Origin of the sequence: Streptomyces sp. NBC_01283 (assembly GCF_041435335.1) — a bacterium.
Classification (GTDB): Bacteria; Actinomycetota; Actinomycetes; order Streptomycetales; family Streptomycetaceae; genus Streptomyces.
This window is the reverse complement of record NZ_CP108430.1, coordinates 702,264-719,581: the sequence shown is the minus strand read 5'-3', so window position 1 is coordinate 719,581 and position 17,318 is coordinate 702,264. Positions and strand designations below refer to the sequence as shown.

The following is a 17,318-nucleotide window of genomic DNA, read 5'->3' as shown; positions in this document are numbered from 1 at the left end:
CGGTGCCCGGAGTACCCCCCGGCGTCCGGACGCTGCGCACCTACCGCCGGGAGTGGCTGTTCAAGGACCTCGTCGCCGGAGTCGTCCTGACCACGCTCCTCGTCCCGCAGGGCATGGCGTACGCGGAGCTGGCGGGGCTGCCCCCGATCACCGGCCTGTACACGTCCGTGCTCTGCCTGCTCGCGTACGCCGTGGCGGGGCCTTCCCGCATCCTCGTGCTGGGCCCCGACTCGTCCCTCGGCCCGATGATCGCCGCGACCGTGCTGCCGCTGGTGGCATCCGACGGCGACAGCGCCCGCGCGGTCGCCCTCGCCTCGGTCCTGGCCCTGATGGTCGGGGCGATCACGATCCTGGCGGGGGTCGCGCGCCTGGGCTTCGTCGCCGACCTCATCTCCAAGCCCACCATGATCGGCTACATGAACGGCCTGGCGCTGACCATCCTCATCGGCCAACTGCCCAAGCTCTTCGGCTTCTCCACGGACGCCGACGGGCTGATCGCCGAACTGGACGCCTTCCTCGACGGACTGTCCGACGGGGACGCGGTGCCCGCCGCCGTCACCGTGGGCGGCTGCGGCATCGTCCTGATCCTGTTCCTCCAGCGTTTCCTGCCGAAGGTGCCGGCCGTGCTGGTCATGGTGGTGCTCGCCATCGGCTCGTCGGTCCTGTTCGACCTGGGCGACCACGGGGTGCGCCTGGTCGGCAGGCTGCCCGAGGGACTGCCTCCCTTCACCGTCCCCGACATCCGCTGGGACGACCTCGGGCCGCTCTTCGTCGGTGCGCTGGGCATCGCGCTGGTGTCCCTGGCCGACACCATCTCCAACGCCTCGGCCTTCGCGACCCGCACCGGCCAGGAGGTCCGCGGCGACAACGAGATGATCGCCATCGGCACGGCCAACGCGGCGGCGGGCCTGTTCCAGGGCTTCCCCGTCAGCACCAGCGGATCACGGACGGCCGTGGCCGAACGGGCCGGAGCCAAGACCCAGCTCACGGGGGTGATCGGCGCCGCCCTGATCCTGCTCATGCTCGTCCTGCTGCCCGGCCTCTTCCGCGCACTGCCGCAGCCCACCCTGGCCGCGGTGGTCATCACCGCCTCGCTCTCGCTGGCCGACCTGCGCGGCACCGCGCGGCTGTGGCACCAGCGAAAGGCGGAGTTCTGGCTGTGCGTGGCGGCCTTCCTCGGCGTGGCGCTGCTCGGGGTGCTGCCGGGCATCGCGGTGGCCGTGGGCCTGTCCATCCTGAACGTGTTCCGGCGCGCGTGGTGGCCCTACAGCACGGAGCTCGGTCGCGTGCCCGGCCTGGAGGGATACCACGACGTCCGCTCCCACCAGGGCGCCGAGCACCTGCCGGGCCTGGTGATACTCCGCTTCGACGCGCCCCTGTTCTTCGCCAACGCCAAGTCGTTCCGCGACCAGATCCTGCGCTACACCCGCACCACGTCACCGCTGGAGTGCGTGCTGATCGCGGCCGAGCCGGTGACCGACGTCGACACGACAGCGGCCGACATCCTGGAGGACCTGGACCGGACGCTCCAGGACCGCGGCGTCGCCCTCGTCTTCGCCGAACTCAAGGACCCCGTACGGCGCAAGATCGAACGCTACGGCCTGACCCGCCCCTTCGACCCGGCCGCGTTCTACCCGACGGTGGAGAGCGCGATCGAGGCCTACCGCTCACGCACCGGCACGGACTGGGGCTAGGCGGCGTATTCAGGGGCGGGCGGACACGGTCAGGACACGGCAGGTGATCCGCTCACGACGGACAGCACATGCGATCCCCAGGGCGGCAGATCGACGTACAGACCGCTCTCCAGCAGATCCGCCCCCCGGCGCTCGTACCGCCCGGAGCCGAGCACGTCGAGCAGCTCCCAGGTGTCCGGGCCGAGCAGCTCGGTCCACGGCAGCCGTACGCGTGCCTGCGCCGGATGCGCGGAGAGGTTCACCACGGTCAGGAACCGGCCCGCGGGGCCGGTCCAGCACGAGGCGATGAGATCGCGGCCGGATGCGTTGTCGGACCAGCCCTCGCAGTCCAGGAGCTGCCAGCGGCCCGTGCGCATCCCGCTGCCGTGCACGCTCGACAGCAGCCGTTCGTGGAAGGACCGCAGGGGCGCGTCGGCGGGCTCCTCGGGGCGCCGGTCCAGGAACACCGGAAGATGGACGCGGCGTCCGGTGAACTGTCCCTCGTGCCACAGCGTGGCACCGGGCAGGGTAGCGATCAGCGTGGCCGCGGCCCGCTCCTTGGCCGGGTCCAGCGTCCGCGCGGCCCGTGGCTCGTCGTGGTTCTCCAGGAAACGCACGAGCCGGCGCTGATACTCCTCGTCGGCGCGCAGATGCCCCCGGACGGCCTCGGGGCTCTCGTTGAGCAGCCGGTCGTAGAGGCGCTTGTCGTAGCAGAAGTCGAACCCCTGCTGCTGCAGGGCCCATTCGAGGTCCCAGTACGCCTCGGCCGCGAAGATCAGCCGGGGGTGCTCCCGGCGGACCTCGGACACCACCTCGGGCCAGAAGTCCTCGGCGGGCGCCGGCCCCACCCGCTCGCCCCACGTCCGCGCGAAGACGTCGTTCATCAGCAGCATGGCCATGTCGCAGCGCAGCCCGTCACAGAACCGGCCGATGTGGCCCAGGAGATGTGCGGTCGCCCGGCGCAACTCCGGTGCGAAGGCGTTCAGTTGCACCACGTCCGGCCAGGGCGGGAAGAACGGGTCGCGGCCACGGGCCAGGACGGCCCGCCCGGTGTCGAGGAAACCGGCCGGATCCCGCCGGAGGTCCTCCGTGTCGCCGCGCACGAAGTACTCGGGATGCTCGCCCGCCCAGGGGCTGTCCGGCGCCACGTGGTTGGGCACGTAGTCGAGCAGCAGTCCCACGCCCCGCCGGTCGAGTTCGGTCCGGGCAGTGACGAGCCCCGCGGCGCCGCCGAGCGCCGCGTCGACCTCGTAGCGGCGGATGCAGTACGGCGATCCGGCGATGTCCTCGTCGGACGCGTCCGGCACGGCCGTGCTGAACGCGGTCCGCAGCTGCGGGTTCTCCAGGGCGATGGCGCGGCCCTGGGGGCTGCGCTCCCAGACACCCATCAGCCATACGGCGTCGACACCCGAGGGCGTGATCTCGTCCCACACGTCTTTCGGCACGTCCCCGAGTCCGGTCGGGCGACCGGTGCGGAGCGCGATCTCCCGCAGCCACACACGGGTGTTGACCTCGTAGACGACGGGCTGTGCGGGCAGTGCGGTCATCGGCTCTTCCTCCTGGTGGGCCCGGGGCCGAAGGCGTCCGGGCCGAGCGTGCCGAAGATCTTCATCAGGGCGGCGACCAGGCCGGTCCAGCCGGTCTGGTGGGAGGCGCCGATGCCGGCGCCGTTGTCACCGTGGAAGTACTCGTAGAACGAGATCAGGTCGCGCCAGTGCGGATCGTCCCGGAACAGTTCCTGGCCCCCGTACACCGGGCGCACGCCGTCCTCGCCGCGCAGGAAGATGCGGCCGAGCCGGGCGGAGATCTCCTCGGCGACCTCGAAGAGGTTCTTGTGCACGCCCGAGCCGGTCGGGCACTCGACGGTCAGGTCGTCGCCGTAGAAGCCGTAGAGGTTGAGCAGCCCGCGGATGACGAGCGTGTTCATCGGCATCCACACCGGACCGCGCCAGTTGGAGTTGCCGCCGAACATGCCGGTGTCCGATTCGGCGGGCAGATAGCCGACCTTGTACTCCTGGCCGTGCACCCAGAACGAGTACGGGTGCTCGGCGTGGTGGCGGGAGAGCGCCCTGATCCCGTAGGGGCTCAGGAATTCGTCCTCGGAGAGGAGATGGGCGAGTACGCGCACCAGCTTCTTCTCGTCCACGACGGACAGCAGCCGTGGGCCGCCCACCGCACCGGCCTGGGCCGACGTGAACGTCACGGACAGCGACGGGTGGCGTTCGGCGAACCGCTGCAGCCGCTCGCCGAGGCCCGACAGGCGCTCCAGCTGCTCGGGCCTGAAGACGGTCGACGCGCACAGCGGCAGCAGCCCCACCATGGAGCGGACCTTCAGCCGGACCGACTGTCCGTCGGGCAGTCGCAGGACGTCGTAGAAGAATCCGTCCTCCTCGTCCCACAGTTCGTCACCGAGATTTCCGAGCCGGTCCATCGAGGCGGCTATCCACAGATAGTGCTCGACGAACTTCAGCACGAGGTCCTCGTACGCCGCGTTGTGTTCGACGAGTTCCACCGCGATCTGCAGCATCGACTGGCAGTACAGCGCCATCCAGGCCGTGCCGTCCGCCTGTTCCAGGATGCCCCCGGTGGGCAGCGGCGCGCTGCGGTCGAAGACACCGATGTTGTCGAGGCCCAGGAAGCCGCCCTGGAAGACGTTGCGGCCGTCGGGGTCCTTGCGGTTGACCCACCAGGTGAAGTTCGTGAGCAGCTTCTGGAAGGTGCGCTCCAGGAACGCGTGGTCGGCGTGGCCGGTCGTGTCCTTCTCGACCGTGTACACGAAGTACGCGGCCCAGGCGTGCACCGGCGGGTTCACGTCGCTGAAGTTCCACTCGTAGGCGGGGATCTGGCCGTTGGGGTGCAAGTAGGAGTCCCGCAGCAGGAGTTCGAGCTGCTGTTTGGCGAAGTCGATGTCGACGACCGAGAGGGCCACCGCGTGGAACGCGAGATCCCAGGCGGCGAACCAGGGATACTCCCACTTGTCCGGCATCGACACGATCTCGTCGCTGACCATGTGGAACCACTCGCGGTTGCGTATCCCCGGCCTCGGTGCGCTCCAGGGCGTCAGGTCGTGTTCGGCCAGCCATGTCTCCAGGTCGAAGGCGTAGTACTGCTTCGACCAGAGCATTCCGGCGAGCGCCTGGCGCATCACCCGGGCCTCGTCCTCGCTCGCCCGCGGGGGCGTCAGGTCCCGGTAGAAGGAGTCCGCCTCGGCGATGCGGTCCTTGAACACCGAGTCGAAGCCCCGGGCGAGCGAGAGCTGGGCACCCGCGGGCCCCAGACGCAGCCGCAGCGTCTCGGACCCGCCGGCCGGCACGGTCAGCCGGTGGTGTACGGCCGCTTTGGTGCCCTCCTGGGCGGGGTTGACGGCGCCTTCTTCGCCGTCGACGACGTGGCGGCCGATGCCGTCCTTGACGTAGGGAGAAGCGCTGGTGGTGCCGAACAGCCGCTCGTTGTGGGGCTCGTTCTCGGTGAACAGCAGCGCGGCCGGTCCGGCGCACCGCAGGTCGTAGCTGCCCAGCTCCGGATGGTCGGCCCTGACGGTGAGCGTCGAGGGCGGTCCCTCGATCTCCTGCAGCCGGGGCCGCCGGTCCCGGTCGGGGTGCTCGCCCCACGACCAGGTGTTGCGGAACCACAGCGTCGGCAGTACGTGCAGCGTCGCCTCTTCGGGGCCACGGTTGTCGACGGTGATCCGCATCAGCAGGTCGTCGTGGTCCGCCTTGGCGTACTCCACCGTCACGTCGAAGTACCGGTTCTCGCCGAACACGCCGGTGTCCAGGAGCTCGTACTCGAACTCCTGGCGCGTCCGTTCCCGGTTCACCGCGGTGAGGTCGCCGTAGGGGAACTCCGCCTGCGGGTACTTGTACAGGTAGCGCATGTACGAGTGGCTCGGCGTGCTGTCGAGGTAGAAGTAGTACTCCTTGACGTCCTCGCCGTGGTTGCCCTCGCCGTTCGTGAGGCCGAAGGCCCGCTCCTTGAGGATCGGGTCGCGGCCGTTCCACAGGGCGAGGGCCAGGCACAGCCGCTGCTTGTCGTCGCTGACGCCGCCGAGGCCGTCCTCGCCCCAGCGGTAGGCGCGGGAGCGGGCGTGGTCGTGCGGGAAGTACGACCACGCGTCGCCCCCGGAGCTGTAGTCCTCGCGGACCGTGCCCCACTGGCGTTCGCTCAGGTAGGGGCCCCACAGCCGTGACCGGTCGCTCTTGTCGCCGACGGGTCCGATCCGACCGGCGTGCGTCTGGAACTTCATGCCGCGTCTCCCTGCCCTTGGTCAGCCGGAAGCCCCAGTCTTCGCGGGCGCCCGCGGACCGGCCTCACCTGCCGGGGGTGAGCCCCCGTTTCTGGCGAGCAGCGTGATCGCGATCTCGTACGCGGCGAGCGCACAGGCGATCACGAGCAGCGCGGTCCACGACGAGAGGAGCAGGGCGATCAGGGCGGCGACGACGAGCCCGGACACGCGCAGCACATCGGCGTGACGGGTCAGCCACGGCCGCACGGGGGAGTCATGGGTGAGGCGCTCTCCTGCCCTGGCCGCGAAGTGGCCGGTGGCCCGCGCTCCCTGGGCCGCGTACCGGCGCAGGGCCGTCGGCAGCCGCCCCGGCCCGACCAGATAGGCCAGCACCGCGATGCCGACACCGAGCCACAGCAACTGGTCGCCGCGTTCGCGCAGGGTGGTGAAGACGGTCCACAGGGCCGCGGCCAGTCCGTCGCGGTAGACACCGGACGGCACCTGGCCCAGCAGCTGGTCCCGCACGGCACGCAGCACGCTCGACAGTACGGTGACCGTCACCACCAGCCACAGGCCCAGCTGGAGCAGGGTGCGCCGGCGGTTGGGGGAGACCCACAGGGCCAGGCCGAGCAGGACCGGAACGGCGATCAGTAGTCCGACCACGGCCTTTTTGAACAGCACGACGGCGTCCTGGAGCTGGCCGAGTTCGTTCCGGTTGTACAGCCGGATCTGCCCGAAGCTGTCGGGCAGGCTCACCCCCAGCGCCTTCTCGATGCGCGCGTGCAGACCCGGCGGGACCTCGCCGGAGGACAGGGCCGGCAGATCGAGCTTCTTGCCGAACATGGACGGCAGTTGCTGCTCCAGGTTCGTCAGCAGGTTGTTGACCATCGGCAGCAGGTTCAGCGTCACCGTGTCGCCCTTCACCTGCACGTTCTCGTTGCGCTTCTCAAGCACCGCGACGATTCGCCGGTGCGCGCGCTCGTTCGTCGCACGCCACAGGTCCTGGAACTGATCCGTCGCGATGAGCTTCGAGATGGAGTCCCGCATGAAGTCGTGGACGGCTCCCGTGACCGGCGCCGCCAGGAAGGAGGCCCGGGGCGGGAGTGCCTCGGACAGCCGATCCCTGACGTCCAGTTGATCGAAGATCTGGTCCGCCAGGTACGTGGAGACGGCGGCGTTCACCTTGGGATCCTCCGGCAGCGGCCCCACCGTGGCGATCCAGCGGTCCGTGTTCAGGGTGGTCCGCGACCCCCACACCCCGACGACCGAGGTGACCGAGACGATGGCGACCACGGCGATCAGCAAGGCCGCGAGGACCCGCCGGAGCGACAGCAGGCGGGCATGGCGCCGCCGCTCGGTGCCGGCACGGTCCCGCAGTTCTTCGACCTCGGCGCGCAGGCGGGCTACTTCGGACTCGGTGGCGGTGTCCCGGGAGAGCACACCGTCTTCCTGGCCCGGCGTGTGTTCATGGCTCATGGGCGTCGCACCTCCGTCGGCCAGCGTCGCCGCGCCGCCTCGCGCGTTGCTCACCTGCGGCGGGTGAAGCGCCGCAGGTGATCCGCCGCTGTGATGACGGCCGTGACGGCGGACGTTCCGCCAGAGGGAGGGATCATGGTGGGGATCGGACCGGTACAACTCCTGACGGTCGAGTTCGGCCAGGACGCCAAGTTCGAGGGCCGGATCATCGAGGAGCTGGCGATCCTCGAGGCGAACGGGCAGATCCGCGTCCTCGACATGCTCTTCGTCAGCAAAGAGCCCAGCGGCGATCTGTTCAGCCTCGACTTCCAGGCAGAGGGGATGGGCGAGACCGTCGCCGCCCTGCTCGGCATCCCGGGGGAGCGGATCCAGGCCGCACAGACCACGTACCCGAGCCTCGTCGAGGGCAACGCCTTCGGACTGAGTCTGGACGAGATCCGGGAGATGGCCGAGTCCCTCGACCCGAACACCGCGACGGCCGTCGTCCTGCTCGAGCACGTATGGGCGAAGTTCTTGCGCAAAGCGATCCGTGACGCAGGTGGAGTGCCCGTCGCGGAGGGCTTCCTCACAGAAGAGGCACTCGAACCAGTCGTCGCCGAACTCGCGGCAGCGGCACAACGCCTGGGCGAACCGGTCGTACCCGGATCAGACGCGGACCCGGCGCCCCGCAACACACGGAGGAGGACCTGATGGCCGATCTCGTCGTACTGGGATTCACGGACAAGGAGAAGGCGGAAGGAGTCCTGCGCCTCGCGAAGGAACTGTCCCGCCAGGAACTGCTCGACCTGGAGGACGCCGCACTCGCCTGGCGCACCATGGACGGCAAGATCCATGTGCGTCAGACCTACAACACCAAGGCCACCGGCGCGGCAGGCGGCGCCCTGTGGGGCTCCCTGTTCGGGCTGCTCTTCCTGATGCCGGTGTTCGGCGCCGCGGTGGGTGCCGCCACCGGCGCCATGGCGGGCAAGCTCACCGACATCGGCATCAACGACGCGTTCGTCAAGGAGGTCGCGGGCACCCTCGAACCGGGCCGGGCCGCCGTCTTCGCCCTCGTGCGGCGCTCGACACCCGACCGGGTACGAGAAGCGGTACGCCCCTTCAACCCCAGCGTGATCCGCACCTCGCTGACCAAAGACCGGGAAGAAGAACTGGTGGCGGCCCTGCAAGGGACGTAGCCGGGGCGCTTGACGTCCCGCATCGCGCACACCCTCGGCGCGCGTCGTTTCGCCCGGGAACTTCACCCGGGTGAGATGGCGCGCGCTGCGTGTTCCGGTTGCGTGCCCGGCCCCACACTTGCCCTGCGACACGTCAGCTCGTTCCGAGGGAGGTGCTGCGCATGACCGAGGGAGCACGCCGTACGCAGGACAGCCGCACCCGGGACACTGGTCCTGACCGCGAGTCAGCCGGAACGGCGCCCCCCTTGCCGGGCTGGCTCGTCCCGAGGCCCCGGCTGACGGACCGACTGGCCCGAGGCGTTCTGGGCTCGGTGACCGTGGTCGTCGGGCCGGTGGGCGCGGGCAAGACCGCGCTCGCCGTGGAATGGGCGCACACCCGGCGGCTGCCGGGGCCGCTCGCCTGGGTCACCTGCGACGGCCAGGCGGAACAGCCCGCCGTGTTCTGGCAGCGGGTGACCCACGCGCTGCGCTCGGCCGGCGTGGAACTGGCGGAACCCGTCACGTCGGACGACCTGCCGCTGCTCGTCGCGGCGCTCGCCGCCGGTCTGAACGAGCACGTCGAACCGGTGGTGCTCGTCCTTGACGACTTCCACCCCGCGCCCAGCTCGCCGATCGCGGAAGGGGTCACCACCCTCCTGCGGCACACCCCCGGCGTACTGCGCATGGTGGTGCTCGCGCGCCGCGACCCGCCCCTGCATCTGCGCCGCGGACGGCTCACCAGCGACGTCACCGAACTGCGCACCGCCGACCTCGCGTTCGACGACCGGGAAACGGCGGAACTGCTCGCCCAGCACGGGATCGACGTGCCCAAGCAGACGGTGAGCACACTGCGGCGGCGCACGGAGGGCTGGGCCGCGGGGCTGCGGCTCGCCGCCATGTCGATGGAGAAGAGCCGTGAACCCGACCGGTTCGTGGCGCAGTTCGCCGGTGACGACGAGGCGATCGCCAGCTACCTCGTCGAGGAGGTGCTCGACGCGCAGTCGGCGGGCATGCGCCGGCTGCTACTCATGACCAGTCTGCTGGACAGCGTGAACGCGGAACTGGCCGTGGAACTCTCCGGCGAGGAGGCAGGACGGCACTTCGCGGTCCTCGTACGGGAGAACTCGTTCCTGCGCCCCATCGGGCAGGGCTGGTACCGCTGCCACCAGATGTTCGCCGACGTGCTGCGGATGTGTCTGCGCCACGAGGCACCCGGGCTCGAGGCCTCCCTGCATCGCCAGGCGGCCGCCTGGCTCGGCGAGCACGGCCTGCTCGTCGACGCGGTACGGCACCTGCTCGCCGTGGACGACTGGGACCAGGCCGCTCGCCTGATCGTGCACCGCCTCGCGATCGGCCAGGTCCTGGGCCTAGCCAAGACGCGGCTGCCCGTCGAGGTGGTGCGTCACCTGCCCGACGACGCGCCGGCGGACGAGCCCGAACCCGTCCTGCTCGCGGCGGCCGTCGCCCAGGCCCGCGGCGACGACGCGACGTGTGCCCGGCACCTGGAGCTCTCCGCACGGCTGATCGGCTGTCTTCCGCCGGAGGACAACGGTCGCGAGGCACGATGCCGCATGGCCCACGCCGTGATCCGCATGGAACGGCTGCGCTCCCGTGATCCGAAGGCCGCACGGACCGCGGCGGCCGACGCGGAGGCGGCCGGACTGCAGCTGCCGCACGCCCTGTTGGTGCAGAGCCCCGAGATCCTCGCCCTCACCCTGGCCATCCGCGGCAGCAGCGAACTGCGGGCCGGGAACCTCAAGGCGGCCGAGGCCTCCCTGACCGGAGGACTCAAGGCCGCCGGTGCCGCCGCCAACGGCACCCTGCGCCGCGACTGCCTGGTCGAGCTCGCGCTCCTGGACGCGCTGCGCGGGCGCTTCAGGGCCGCCGATGAACTCGCCACCCTGGCCACCCAGCCGCCCCTGCCCTCCTGGACCACGGCCGAGCCCTCGTCGGCCGCCCTGCACCTCGTGCGGGCCTGGGTGGAACTCGCCCGTGGCGAGCCCCGCCGAGCCCGTCGCACACTCGCCAGGAGCGAAGCCGCGCTGAGCGGCAGGCCCGACGCGTTCCTCTCCGCCTTCGGCTCGCTGGCGGCGGGCCTGATCGGCCTGGCGGAGGGCGCCGGTGGCCCCACGGCAGCCCCGGTCGGTGACGTGGTGGCCCGGTCCCGGTTGCCCGGCGCCGTGTTGCGGAGCCTGGGGCCCGCGTGCACCACCGTGCTCGGCTCCGTCCGTATGGGGAGGGTCGGGCCCGCCGCGGCGTCCGAGCCCCCGACCGGTCCGACGGCACCCGCCGAGCGGCTCAGCGCACGGGAGCGCGACGTACTGGACCGGCTGGCGCAGATGATGACCACGGAGGAGATCGCCCAGGAGCTGTACCTCTCGGTCAACACGGTGAAGACACACCTCAAGAGCGTGTACCGCAAACTCTCCGTCTCACGGCGCTCGGCCGCCGTGCGCAGGGCCCGCGAGCTGGAGTTGCTGTGACCCCCCTACGCGCCTTGTGGGACCGCTACACCAGGCCCAGTTGCCGTGCCCGGTGCACGGCTTCGGCCCGCGAGCTGGCGCCCAGCTTGCGGTACACGGCACGGGTGTGACTCTTGACGGTGTTGTGCGAGACGTACATCCCGTCGGCGATCTGGCGCAGTGGCACCTCCTCCTGCAGCAGCCGGAGCACGGTCAGTTGACGGCCCGTCAGCGGTTCTGGCCGAGGGGCGGTGTTCCCGTTCGGTGCGGGCACCTCGGCCAGCACCGCCGACGCCTCATGGGCCAGCGCTCCGGCGCCGCGCGGATCCCCCACGTCCGCGGCGATCTCCAGGAGGACGCCCGCGACCCACAACAGGCAGGTCGTCACGGCCGCGTCCACCGGCGCGGTCTCATGGCCGAGGGAACTCAGCCTTCCTTGCAGCACGGACACGCGGCCTTCCCCTTGAGAACCGCCGTCCGGAAGCGTGTACAGCGTTGTGGACATGCCCCTCCCCTCCCCATGCGCTGGGCATCGCCCCTCCACCGTGGGGGGCGATGCAACCCAGTGGAAGGTGCCTGTCGGCCCAGTTTTCGCGGAGGGTGGCCTAACCCGCGTCGCCCGCGGGTCCGGGCAGCCGGCGTACCTCGAGGAGCTCAAGGCCGAGCGCCTGGATGCGATCGAGGATCGCGTACAGGGCGGACTGGTCGAGCCCCGCGCCCAGCAACACCGTCTCGGCGGGGCGCAGCACCACCGTCAGTTCATCGAACGCCGACTTGAAGGTGTCACTGATCTTGCCTCCGACGCGGATCTCGAAGCCGCCACCGCCTGGGGGCGTCCCGGCCGGTCCAGGGCCCGAGCTCGCGTGCACCCCATCCATGGCGTCCCTCCTGTCGTCACACCGAAGGCCGACCCTCGACCGACATTCTCGCGGCGGCACCGCTCACGGCATCACCTTGAGCGGGTGACGGCAGACGGGTGACAGCAGACGTGACGGCGCCGCCGGGATACGGGGGCTCATCCCCTGCGGGTGAACCGGCCGGGTGTGCGAGGGCGGGATGCTCCGGGTTCACCGGGTCCACCGGGTTCACCGAGGAGGAGGTCGTCGACATGGCTGAGCAGAGTTCGCGGGGCCAGGTCCGATCCGGCACGCCCGAACCGGATCCCCGCATCAGCGCGCCCGCTCTGGGCGGAGTCGTCTTCGCCGTGTGCGTGATGGTCATCATCGGCGCCTGCCACGCGATCGCGGGCCTCACCGCGGTCCTCAGCGACAACTACTACCAAACACAGAACGACTACCCGTTCGACTTCGACGTGAACGGCCGTGGCTGGGTGCAGATGATCACCGGGGTCATCGTCCTCGCGGCGGGCCTCAGCCTCTTCCGCGGCCGGACGTGGGCGCGTGCCGTCGGCATCACGGTCATGGGACTCAGCGCCGTGGAGAACTTCTTCTTCACCCCGTACGAGCCGGTGTGGTCGGCCATCATCATCGCGCTCGACATCTTGGTGATCTGGTCGCTTGCCTCGTACGGGCATCGCGAGGCACACAAGGCGTACGGGGAGCCTTTGTAGCCGATGGAGCTGACGAGGTAGCGATGCAGCCGAGCCGGCCCCCGCGGGGGCAGGCTCAGTGTCGCGACGTCAGCCCGAGCCTGGCGAGCAGACGCCAGTCGAGCGGCGGTCGCTCCCGGTACACCCCCGGTCGCCGTCGGGGCACGACCACGCGAAGGGCCCCGGGACGCACCTCGCAGTGCACCGGCACGCTCAGCTGCAGGGCCTCGCCGTCGACGCCGACCGGGATCAGCTGCTGGTCGGCGTCGACGACGACCGTCATGGCGGTCGCCGTGGTCAGCCCCGCGGATTTCCGGCCCCGGAGCAGGCCCACCGCCTGGGAGGCCGTCGTGACCCGCACGCCGACGCAGCCGAGGGTTCCGCCGTCCAACCGTGTCCGCCGACCGAGCCCGGCGACGTCGTTCGCCCCGTAGGGGTTGTTGCTGACCAACAGGGCCTGCGGATCGGTGAACTCCTCCTTGTCCGCACGTGCCGTGAGCCGCGCGCCGCGGTGGTGGAGGAGGAGATCGGGGAGGAGTTCGAGGGTGGTGCGGGTCTTGCCGTCCCGGTACGACGGGCTCTGTACGACCTCGGCGTACGCACCGAACGACACGTTGTTGACGAAGGGCAGCCCGCCCGCACGGCCGAGGTCCACCTGGATCTCCACCCCGTCGCTCAGGGCGTTCAGGGCCTTCGCGGGGTCGTCGCGATCCAGGCCCAGGTCCAGGGCGAAATGGTTGCGGGTGCCCGCGGGGATCACCAGGAAGGGCAGATCCAGTTCGGCGGCGACCTCGGCGACCAGAGCCTGGGTGCCGTCCCCGCCCGCGACCCCGAGCAGGTCTGCCCCCTCGGCCGCGCACGTGCGGGCCAGCGCCGCCACATCGATGACCTCGGGCCCCTCCAGGAGTACCACTCGGGCGCCCAGCGCCTCGGCGCGTTCGCGCAGCTCGAAGCGGCCGACCTTGCCGCCGCCCGAGCGCGGATTCATGATCAGGGCGGGGTGCCGGAACGTCGGCGGTGGCCGGTCCGTCGGCGGTGGCGCGGCCGAGCGCGGGCCCAGAGCCGCACGGCCCGCTCCTGCCGCCAGGAACCACAGGGTGATCGACACGACGACGACCCAGGTCAGGTGCGCCCGGGTGTACGCCACCAGCACGCCGACCGGAGCGGCGAGCGCCAGGACCGCAGCGAGGAACCGCGTCACCCCCCGCCTGCTGAGCACCCACCAGACCGCGGCGGCCGTCACCGCAAGACCGGCCAGGCCCACACCGAGCAGGGCGAAGGTCCGGACCCCCGCGAACACACCAAGGACCAGCACCGCGGCAGCCGCGCCCGATAGGGACGCACGAGCCAGCCACCGCCGGCCACGCATCGTCGGTTCCATGCCCGCCAGTCTGCGCCAAAGCCCTCGCGCCGGGCCTCACCCCTGGAAGGCGACTTCACACCGGCGGGGTGACGCCACGGGCACCGGCCGCGGGCAGAGTGCTCACCGTCTAGGGAGGGTGTCATGACCGAGACCACGAGCCGTCACCTCACTGCCCAGGAACGGGCCGCAAGGGGAAGGGCGGCCCGCTCCCGGGTCCCGCGATCCGGCCACGCCGACTTCGCCCCCGCGGCCGGGCGGCCGGACCCGGTCGACATCATCGAGCGTCAGTCGGCCAGCAGGCTCCAGGACCTGGTGCCGATCCGCTACGGGCGCATGCTCGAATCGCCGTTCCGCTTCTACCGGGGAGCGGCGGCGATCATGGCCGCCGACCTGGCCGCCACCCCGGCCACCGGTCTGCGGGCCCAACTGTGCGGAGACGCGCACATGTTGAACTTCCGGCTGCTCGCCTCGCCGGAGCGGCACCTGATGTTCGACGTCAACGACTTCGACGAGACACTGCCGGGACCCTGGGAGTGGGACGTCAAACGCCTCGCGGCCAGTCTCGTCATCGCGGGCCGCGGCAACGGGTTCCGCACCGCGGAGCGCGCCCGGGTCGTACGGGCGGCGGGCCGCTCGTACCGGATGTGGATGGCGCGGTTCGCCGGGATGCGGACGCTCGACGTCTGGTACTCGCAGATCGACGCCGATCAGCTGTACGCCACGATCTCCGCCAGGCTGGATCCCCGGGCGCGGCGGCGCATGACCAGGGCGATGGGCAAGGCCCGCACCCGAGACCACCTCCAGGCGCTGGAGAAACTCGCCCGCCCGGTCGACGGCCAGCTGCGCATCATCCCCGATCCACCCCTGATCACCCCCCTCGGCGACTTCCTGCCGGACGTCGAGCGCAAGCACATCGAAGAGCAGCTGAGGGACCTGATCGAGCGCTATGCCCACACGCTCACCGCCGACCTGCGGGCGTTGCTGGCCCAGTACCGGGTGGTCGACATGGCCCGCAAGGTGGTGGGCGTGGGCAGCGTGGGGACCCGCTGCTGGATCGTCCTGCTGCTCGGCAGGGACGACAGCGATCCGCTGCTGCTGCAGGCGAAGGAGGCCCAGACGTCGGTGCTCGCGGACTTCGCCGGACCGAGCGACCACACGAACCAGGGCGAACGCGTGGTCACCGGCCAGCGGCTGATGCAGGCGACCAGTGACATGTTCCTCGGCTGGGAACGGGCCGAGGGCTTCGACGGCAACGAACGTGACTTCTATGTACGGCAGTTGCGCGACTGGAAGGCCATTCCGCAGGCCGAGCTGATGAGCCCGGACGTCATGCGCGTGTTCGGCCGGATCTGCGGTGCGACGCTGGCCCGCGCCCACGCGCGCTCCGGCGACCGGATCGCGATCGCCGCCTACCTGGGGCGCTCCGACACGTTCGACCGGGCGTTGGCACGCTTCGCGGAGGCCTACGCCGACCAGAACGAGCGTGACCACGCGGCGCTGGCCGCGGCGGTGCGGGCCGGCCGGGTGGCCGCGGCATCAGCGTGACGCGGCACCCGCCGCGGCACCGAGCCGGTGCCGCAAGAACTCCTCCTGGGCGAGCACGCGGCCCACGGCGACCCCGAACACGACACACGTGAAGAAGACGATCAACCAGGACAGCATGGTGAACACCGAGCCGAGCGCGCCATAGCGATCCGTGCTCTTGTGCAGGGCGTGCGGCAGCCACAGCCCCGACAGGACGCAGAACGTGACCGCGCCCGTGCCGGTCAGCACGGCCCCCGGCAGCAGCGGCAGCCATGACACCCGCCCGGCGAGCAGCAGGTGCTGCGTCCACCACCACATCAGTACGGACGCCGCCAGTTGCAGCGGAAACCCCAGGATGAGACCCGCGCCGAACGCCCGGTGCAGGGTGCCCTGCACCACCAGCATCACGATCCACACCAGCAGCCATACGGCCCAGCGCCACACGGCGATGCGGATCCCGGCGCGTGGCAGACCCCAGGAGACCTCGCACAGACGCTGCAGGGCGCGCGTGAACGCGGTGGCGGACAGCAGCGCGACCAGCACGCCCGCCGCGCCCCAGCTGTGCAGGGTGTTGTCGCCGCCCGCGCCCAGCTCCCCGGTCTGCGCCACCACAGGGCCGCCGGTGCCGATCAACGTCCGCAGGGAGCGCAGGAGTTCACGCTGCACGGCCGCCGGACTGAACGACGCCACGGCGATGAGCATCGGCAGGGCGGCCAGGAACGCCTGCGCGGCCAGGCGTGTCGCCATGTCCAGGATGTTGATGCGGACCAGCTGTTGAACGACACGGCCCGCCAACGGCCGTGCGACGTCCGCGATCGGCATGACGGCATCCTTCCGCGACGAGGGCACGCTCCTGCACGGGACACCTTCGGACGAAGCGGCCCGCCGCACGTCGCCCGCTCCGGGTGACGGGATATCGGCAACCGGGGTCCGCGCAAAGGGGATATCCGGCATGGGCGAGGGTGTGAACCATGGACCTTCTGCAGTTGCGCTACTTCCAGGCCGTCGCCCGCTTCGAGCACATCAGCCGCGCCGCTCAGGAACTGCGCGTCGCCCAGCCCTCGTTGAGCCGCACCATCGCACGCCTGGAGTCCGAGCTCGGCTCGCCGCTCTTCGACCGGCAGGGGCGCCGCATCAGACTCAATCCGTACGGCGCGATGTTCCTGCGGCACGTGGAGCGCGCGCTGAGTGAGCTCGACGACGGCTGTAGAGCCGTGCATGACGCCCGCGACACCGGGCTCGGGCGCGTCAGCGTCGCCTCCGAGACGCTGCTGACGGTCACTCACCTCCTGGGCAGTTTCCGGACCGATCATCCGCGGGCCGACGTACGGCTCTTCCAGTCGACCGCGCAGGAGATGGACCGCAGGTTGCGCACCGGAGAGGTCGACTTCTGCGTGGCTTCACAGCCGCTGACCGGCACGAACCTCCAGTCGGTCGAGCTCGCGCGCGAGGAGGTGCTGCTCGCGGCGCCGCCCGGGCACTGGCTCGACGGCCGGCAGAGCGTGACGATCCCCGAGATCGCCGACGAGCCCTTCGTCACCACGCGCCCGGGCCACTGGCAACGCGCCCTTTTGGACCGGCTGTTCGCGGCCGAAGGGCTCACGCCGCTGCTGTCCTGCGAGGGCGATGAGCCGGGCGCCACCCAAGACATGATCAGCGCCGGGCTCGGCATCGGCCTCATCCCGGAGATCTCCCACCAGTCGGGCACGGAGATACGGGTGCCGGTCGCCTGGACCCACGTGGACGCGCCCGGCTGCGAACGGATACTCACCCTGGTGTGGAGCCGCGACAGCTACCTGTCCGAAGCGGCCCTGAAGTTCCGCGAATTCATCACCCGCCAACCTTTCACGACCCACCGCCTGCCTGACGCACGCGGCTGAGGCGCTCCCCCCTCC

At 70.9% G+C, this 17,318-nt stretch carries 14 protein-coding genes; 7 read left to right on the top strand and 7 right to left on the bottom strand.

What is annotated here, in order from left to right; genetic code table 11:
- Positions 1–2 precede the first annotated feature (2 nt).
- Positions 3–1,694 (top strand): SulP family inorganic anion transporter, encoded by a 1,692-nt coding sequence (locus OG302_RS03270; protein ID WP_371525271.1) that lies wholly within the window; start codon positions 3–5, stop codon positions 1,692–1,694.
- Positions 1,695–1,723: 29 nt separating this feature from the next.
- On the opposite strand, the gene OG302_RS03265 is transcribed toward OG302_RS03270, so the two are convergent.
- From OG302_RS03265 to OG302_RS03255, 3 genes are read right to left on the bottom strand one after another with little or no spacing between them, the layout of a single operon-like run.
- Positions 1,724–3,220 carry an alpha-amylase gene (locus OG302_RS03265; RefSeq protein WP_371525270.1) on the bottom strand — a complete coding sequence of 499 codons (1,497 nt, stop codon included), beginning with the start codon at positions 3,218–3,220 and terminating at the stop codon, positions 1,724–1,726.
- The gene (locus tag OG302_RS03260) at positions 3,217–5,916 is read right to left on the bottom strand and encodes a glucosidase (RefSeq protein WP_371525269.1); all 2,700 of its coding nucleotides are present in this window, start codon (positions 5,914–5,916) and stop codon (positions 3,217–3,219) included. Before OG302_RS03260 ends, OG302_RS03265 begins: the two co-directional genes overlap by 4 nt.
- A 21-nt stretch (positions 5,917–5,937) precedes the next feature.
- Positions 5,938–7,371 carry a hypothetical protein gene (locus OG302_RS03255; RefSeq protein WP_371525268.1) on the bottom strand — a complete coding sequence of 478 codons (1,434 nt, stop codon included), beginning with the start codon at positions 7,369–7,371 and terminating at the stop codon, positions 5,938–5,940.
- A gap of 135 nt (positions 7,372–7,506) precedes the next feature.
- On the opposite strand from OG302_RS03255, the gene OG302_RS03250 reads away from it, so the two are divergent.
- The 3 genes from OG302_RS03250 to OG302_RS03240 all read left to right on the top strand — a co-directional run bounded on the left by OG302_RS03250 (position 7,507) and on the right by OG302_RS03240 (position 11,008).
- The gene (locus OG302_RS03250; RefSeq protein WP_371525267.1) at positions 7,507–8,061 is read left to right on the top strand and encodes a DUF1269 domain-containing protein; all 555 of its coding nucleotides are present in this window, start codon (positions 7,507–7,509) and stop codon (positions 8,059–8,061) included.
- Complete coding sequence (locus tag OG302_RS03245; RefSeq protein ID WP_371525266.1) at positions 8,061–8,546, top strand: DUF1269 domain-containing protein; 486 nt, start codon at positions 8,061–8,063, stop codon at positions 8,544–8,546. Before OG302_RS03250 ends, OG302_RS03245 begins: the two co-directional genes overlap by 1 nt.
- A gap of 161 nt (positions 8,547–8,707) precedes the next feature.
- Complete coding sequence (locus tag OG302_RS03240) at positions 8,708–11,008, top strand: LuxR C-terminal-related transcriptional regulator (RefSeq protein ID WP_371525265.1); 2,301 nt, start codon at positions 8,708–8,710, stop codon at positions 11,006–11,008.
- Positions 11,009–11,033: 25 nt separating this feature from the next.
- Here the strand turns inward: OG302_RS03240 and OG302_RS03235 are convergent, their stop codons facing one another.
- Positions 11,034–11,438 carry a LuxR C-terminal-related transcriptional regulator gene (locus OG302_RS03235; protein ID WP_371525263.1) on the bottom strand — a complete coding sequence of 135 codons (405 nt, stop codon included), beginning with the start codon at positions 11,436–11,438 and terminating at the stop codon, positions 11,034–11,036.
- 154 nt (positions 11,439–11,592) lie between these two features.
- Entirely contained in the window at positions 11,593–11,865 is a 273-nt protein-coding gene (locus OG302_RS03230) for a hypothetical protein (protein ID WP_371525261.1), read from the bottom strand.
- A gap of 230 nt (positions 11,866–12,095) precedes the next feature.
- Between OG302_RS03230 and OG302_RS03225 the strand changes: the two genes are divergently transcribed.
- The gene (locus OG302_RS03225) at positions 12,096–12,557 is read left to right on the top strand and encodes a hypothetical protein (RefSeq protein WP_371525260.1); all 462 of its coding nucleotides are present in this window, start codon (positions 12,096–12,098) and stop codon (positions 12,555–12,557) included.
- Positions 12,558–12,612: 55 nt separating this feature from the next.
- Here the strand turns inward: OG302_RS03225 and OG302_RS03220 are convergent, their stop codons facing one another.
- On the bottom strand, positions 12,613–13,917 hold the full coding sequence (locus OG302_RS03220; RefSeq protein ID WP_371525259.1) for a diacylglycerol kinase family protein: 1,305 nt from the start codon (positions 13,915–13,917) through the stop codon (positions 12,613–12,615).
- 123 nt (positions 13,918–14,040) lie between these two features.
- Here OG302_RS03220 and OG302_RS03215 point away from each other — a divergent pair, with 123 nt between their 5' ends.
- A complete protein-coding gene (locus tag OG302_RS03215) occupies positions 14,041–15,444 on the top strand; it encodes a DUF2252 domain-containing protein (protein ID WP_371525258.1) in 1,404 nt (467 codons plus the stop codon).
- On the opposite strand, the gene OG302_RS03210 is transcribed toward OG302_RS03215, so the two are convergent.
- Positions 15,436–16,245, bottom strand: a complete 810-nt coding sequence (locus OG302_RS03210) for a YhjD/YihY/BrkB family envelope integrity protein (RefSeq protein WP_371525257.1) — start codon at positions 16,243–16,245, stop codon at positions 15,436–15,438. The genes OG302_RS03215 and OG302_RS03210 overlap by 9 nt on opposite strands.
- Before the next feature lie 149 nt (positions 16,246–16,394).
- Here OG302_RS03210 and OG302_RS03205 point away from each other — a divergent pair, with 149 nt between their 5' ends.
- On the top strand, positions 16,395–17,303 hold the full coding sequence (locus OG302_RS03205) for a LysR family transcriptional regulator (RefSeq protein WP_371525256.1): 909 nt from the start codon (positions 16,395–16,397) through the stop codon (positions 17,301–17,303).
- The last annotated feature ends 15 nt before the right edge of the window (positions 17,304–17,318 follow it).

What these genes read in the sequence shown, in the direction of transcription:
- OG302_RS03265 (WP_371525270.1), bottom strand. Translation starts at nt 3,220, where the DNA reads ATGACCGCACTGCCCGCACAGCCCGTCGTCTACGAGGTCAACACCCGT.
- OG302_RS03260 (WP_371525269.1), bottom strand. Translation starts at nt 5,916, where the DNA reads ATGAAGTTCCAGACGCACGCCGGTCGGATCGGACCCGTCGGCGACAAG.
- OG302_RS03255 (WP_371525268.1), bottom strand. Translation starts at nt 7,371, where the DNA reads ATGAGCCATGAACACACGCCGGGCCAGGAAGACGGTGTGCTCTCCCGG.
- OG302_RS03250 (WP_371525267.1), top strand. Translation starts at nt 7,507, where the DNA reads ATGGTGGGGATCGGACCGGTACAACTCCTGACGGTCGAGTTCGGCCAG.
- OG302_RS03245 (WP_371525266.1), top strand. Translation starts at nt 8,061, where the DNA reads ATGGCCGATCTCGTCGTACTGGGATTCACGGACAAGGAGAAGGCGGAA.
- OG302_RS03240 (WP_371525265.1), top strand. Translation starts at nt 8,708, where the DNA reads ATGACCGAGGGAGCACGCCGTACGCAGGACAGCCGCACCCGGGACACT.
- OG302_RS03230 (WP_371525261.1), bottom strand. Translation starts at nt 11,865, where the DNA reads ATGGATGGGGTGCACGCGAGCTCGGGCCCTGGACCGGCCGGGACGCCC.
- OG302_RS03225 (WP_371525260.1), top strand. Translation starts at nt 12,096, where the DNA reads ATGGCTGAGCAGAGTTCGCGGGGCCAGGTCCGATCCGGCACGCCCGAA.
- OG302_RS03220 (WP_371525259.1), bottom strand. Translation starts at nt 13,917, where the DNA reads ATGGAACCGACGATGCGTGGCCGGCGGTGGCTGGCTCGTGCGTCCCTA.
- OG302_RS03215 (WP_371525258.1), top strand. Translation starts at nt 14,041, where the DNA reads ATGACCGAGACCACGAGCCGTCACCTCACTGCCCAGGAACGGGCCGCA.
- OG302_RS03210 (WP_371525257.1), bottom strand. Translation starts at nt 16,245, where the DNA reads ATGCCGATCGCGGACGTCGCACGGCCGTTGGCGGGCCGTGTCGTTCAA.
- OG302_RS03205 (WP_371525256.1), top strand. Translation starts at nt 16,395, where the DNA reads ATGGACCTTCTGCAGTTGCGCTACTTCCAGGCCGTCGCCCGCTTCGAG.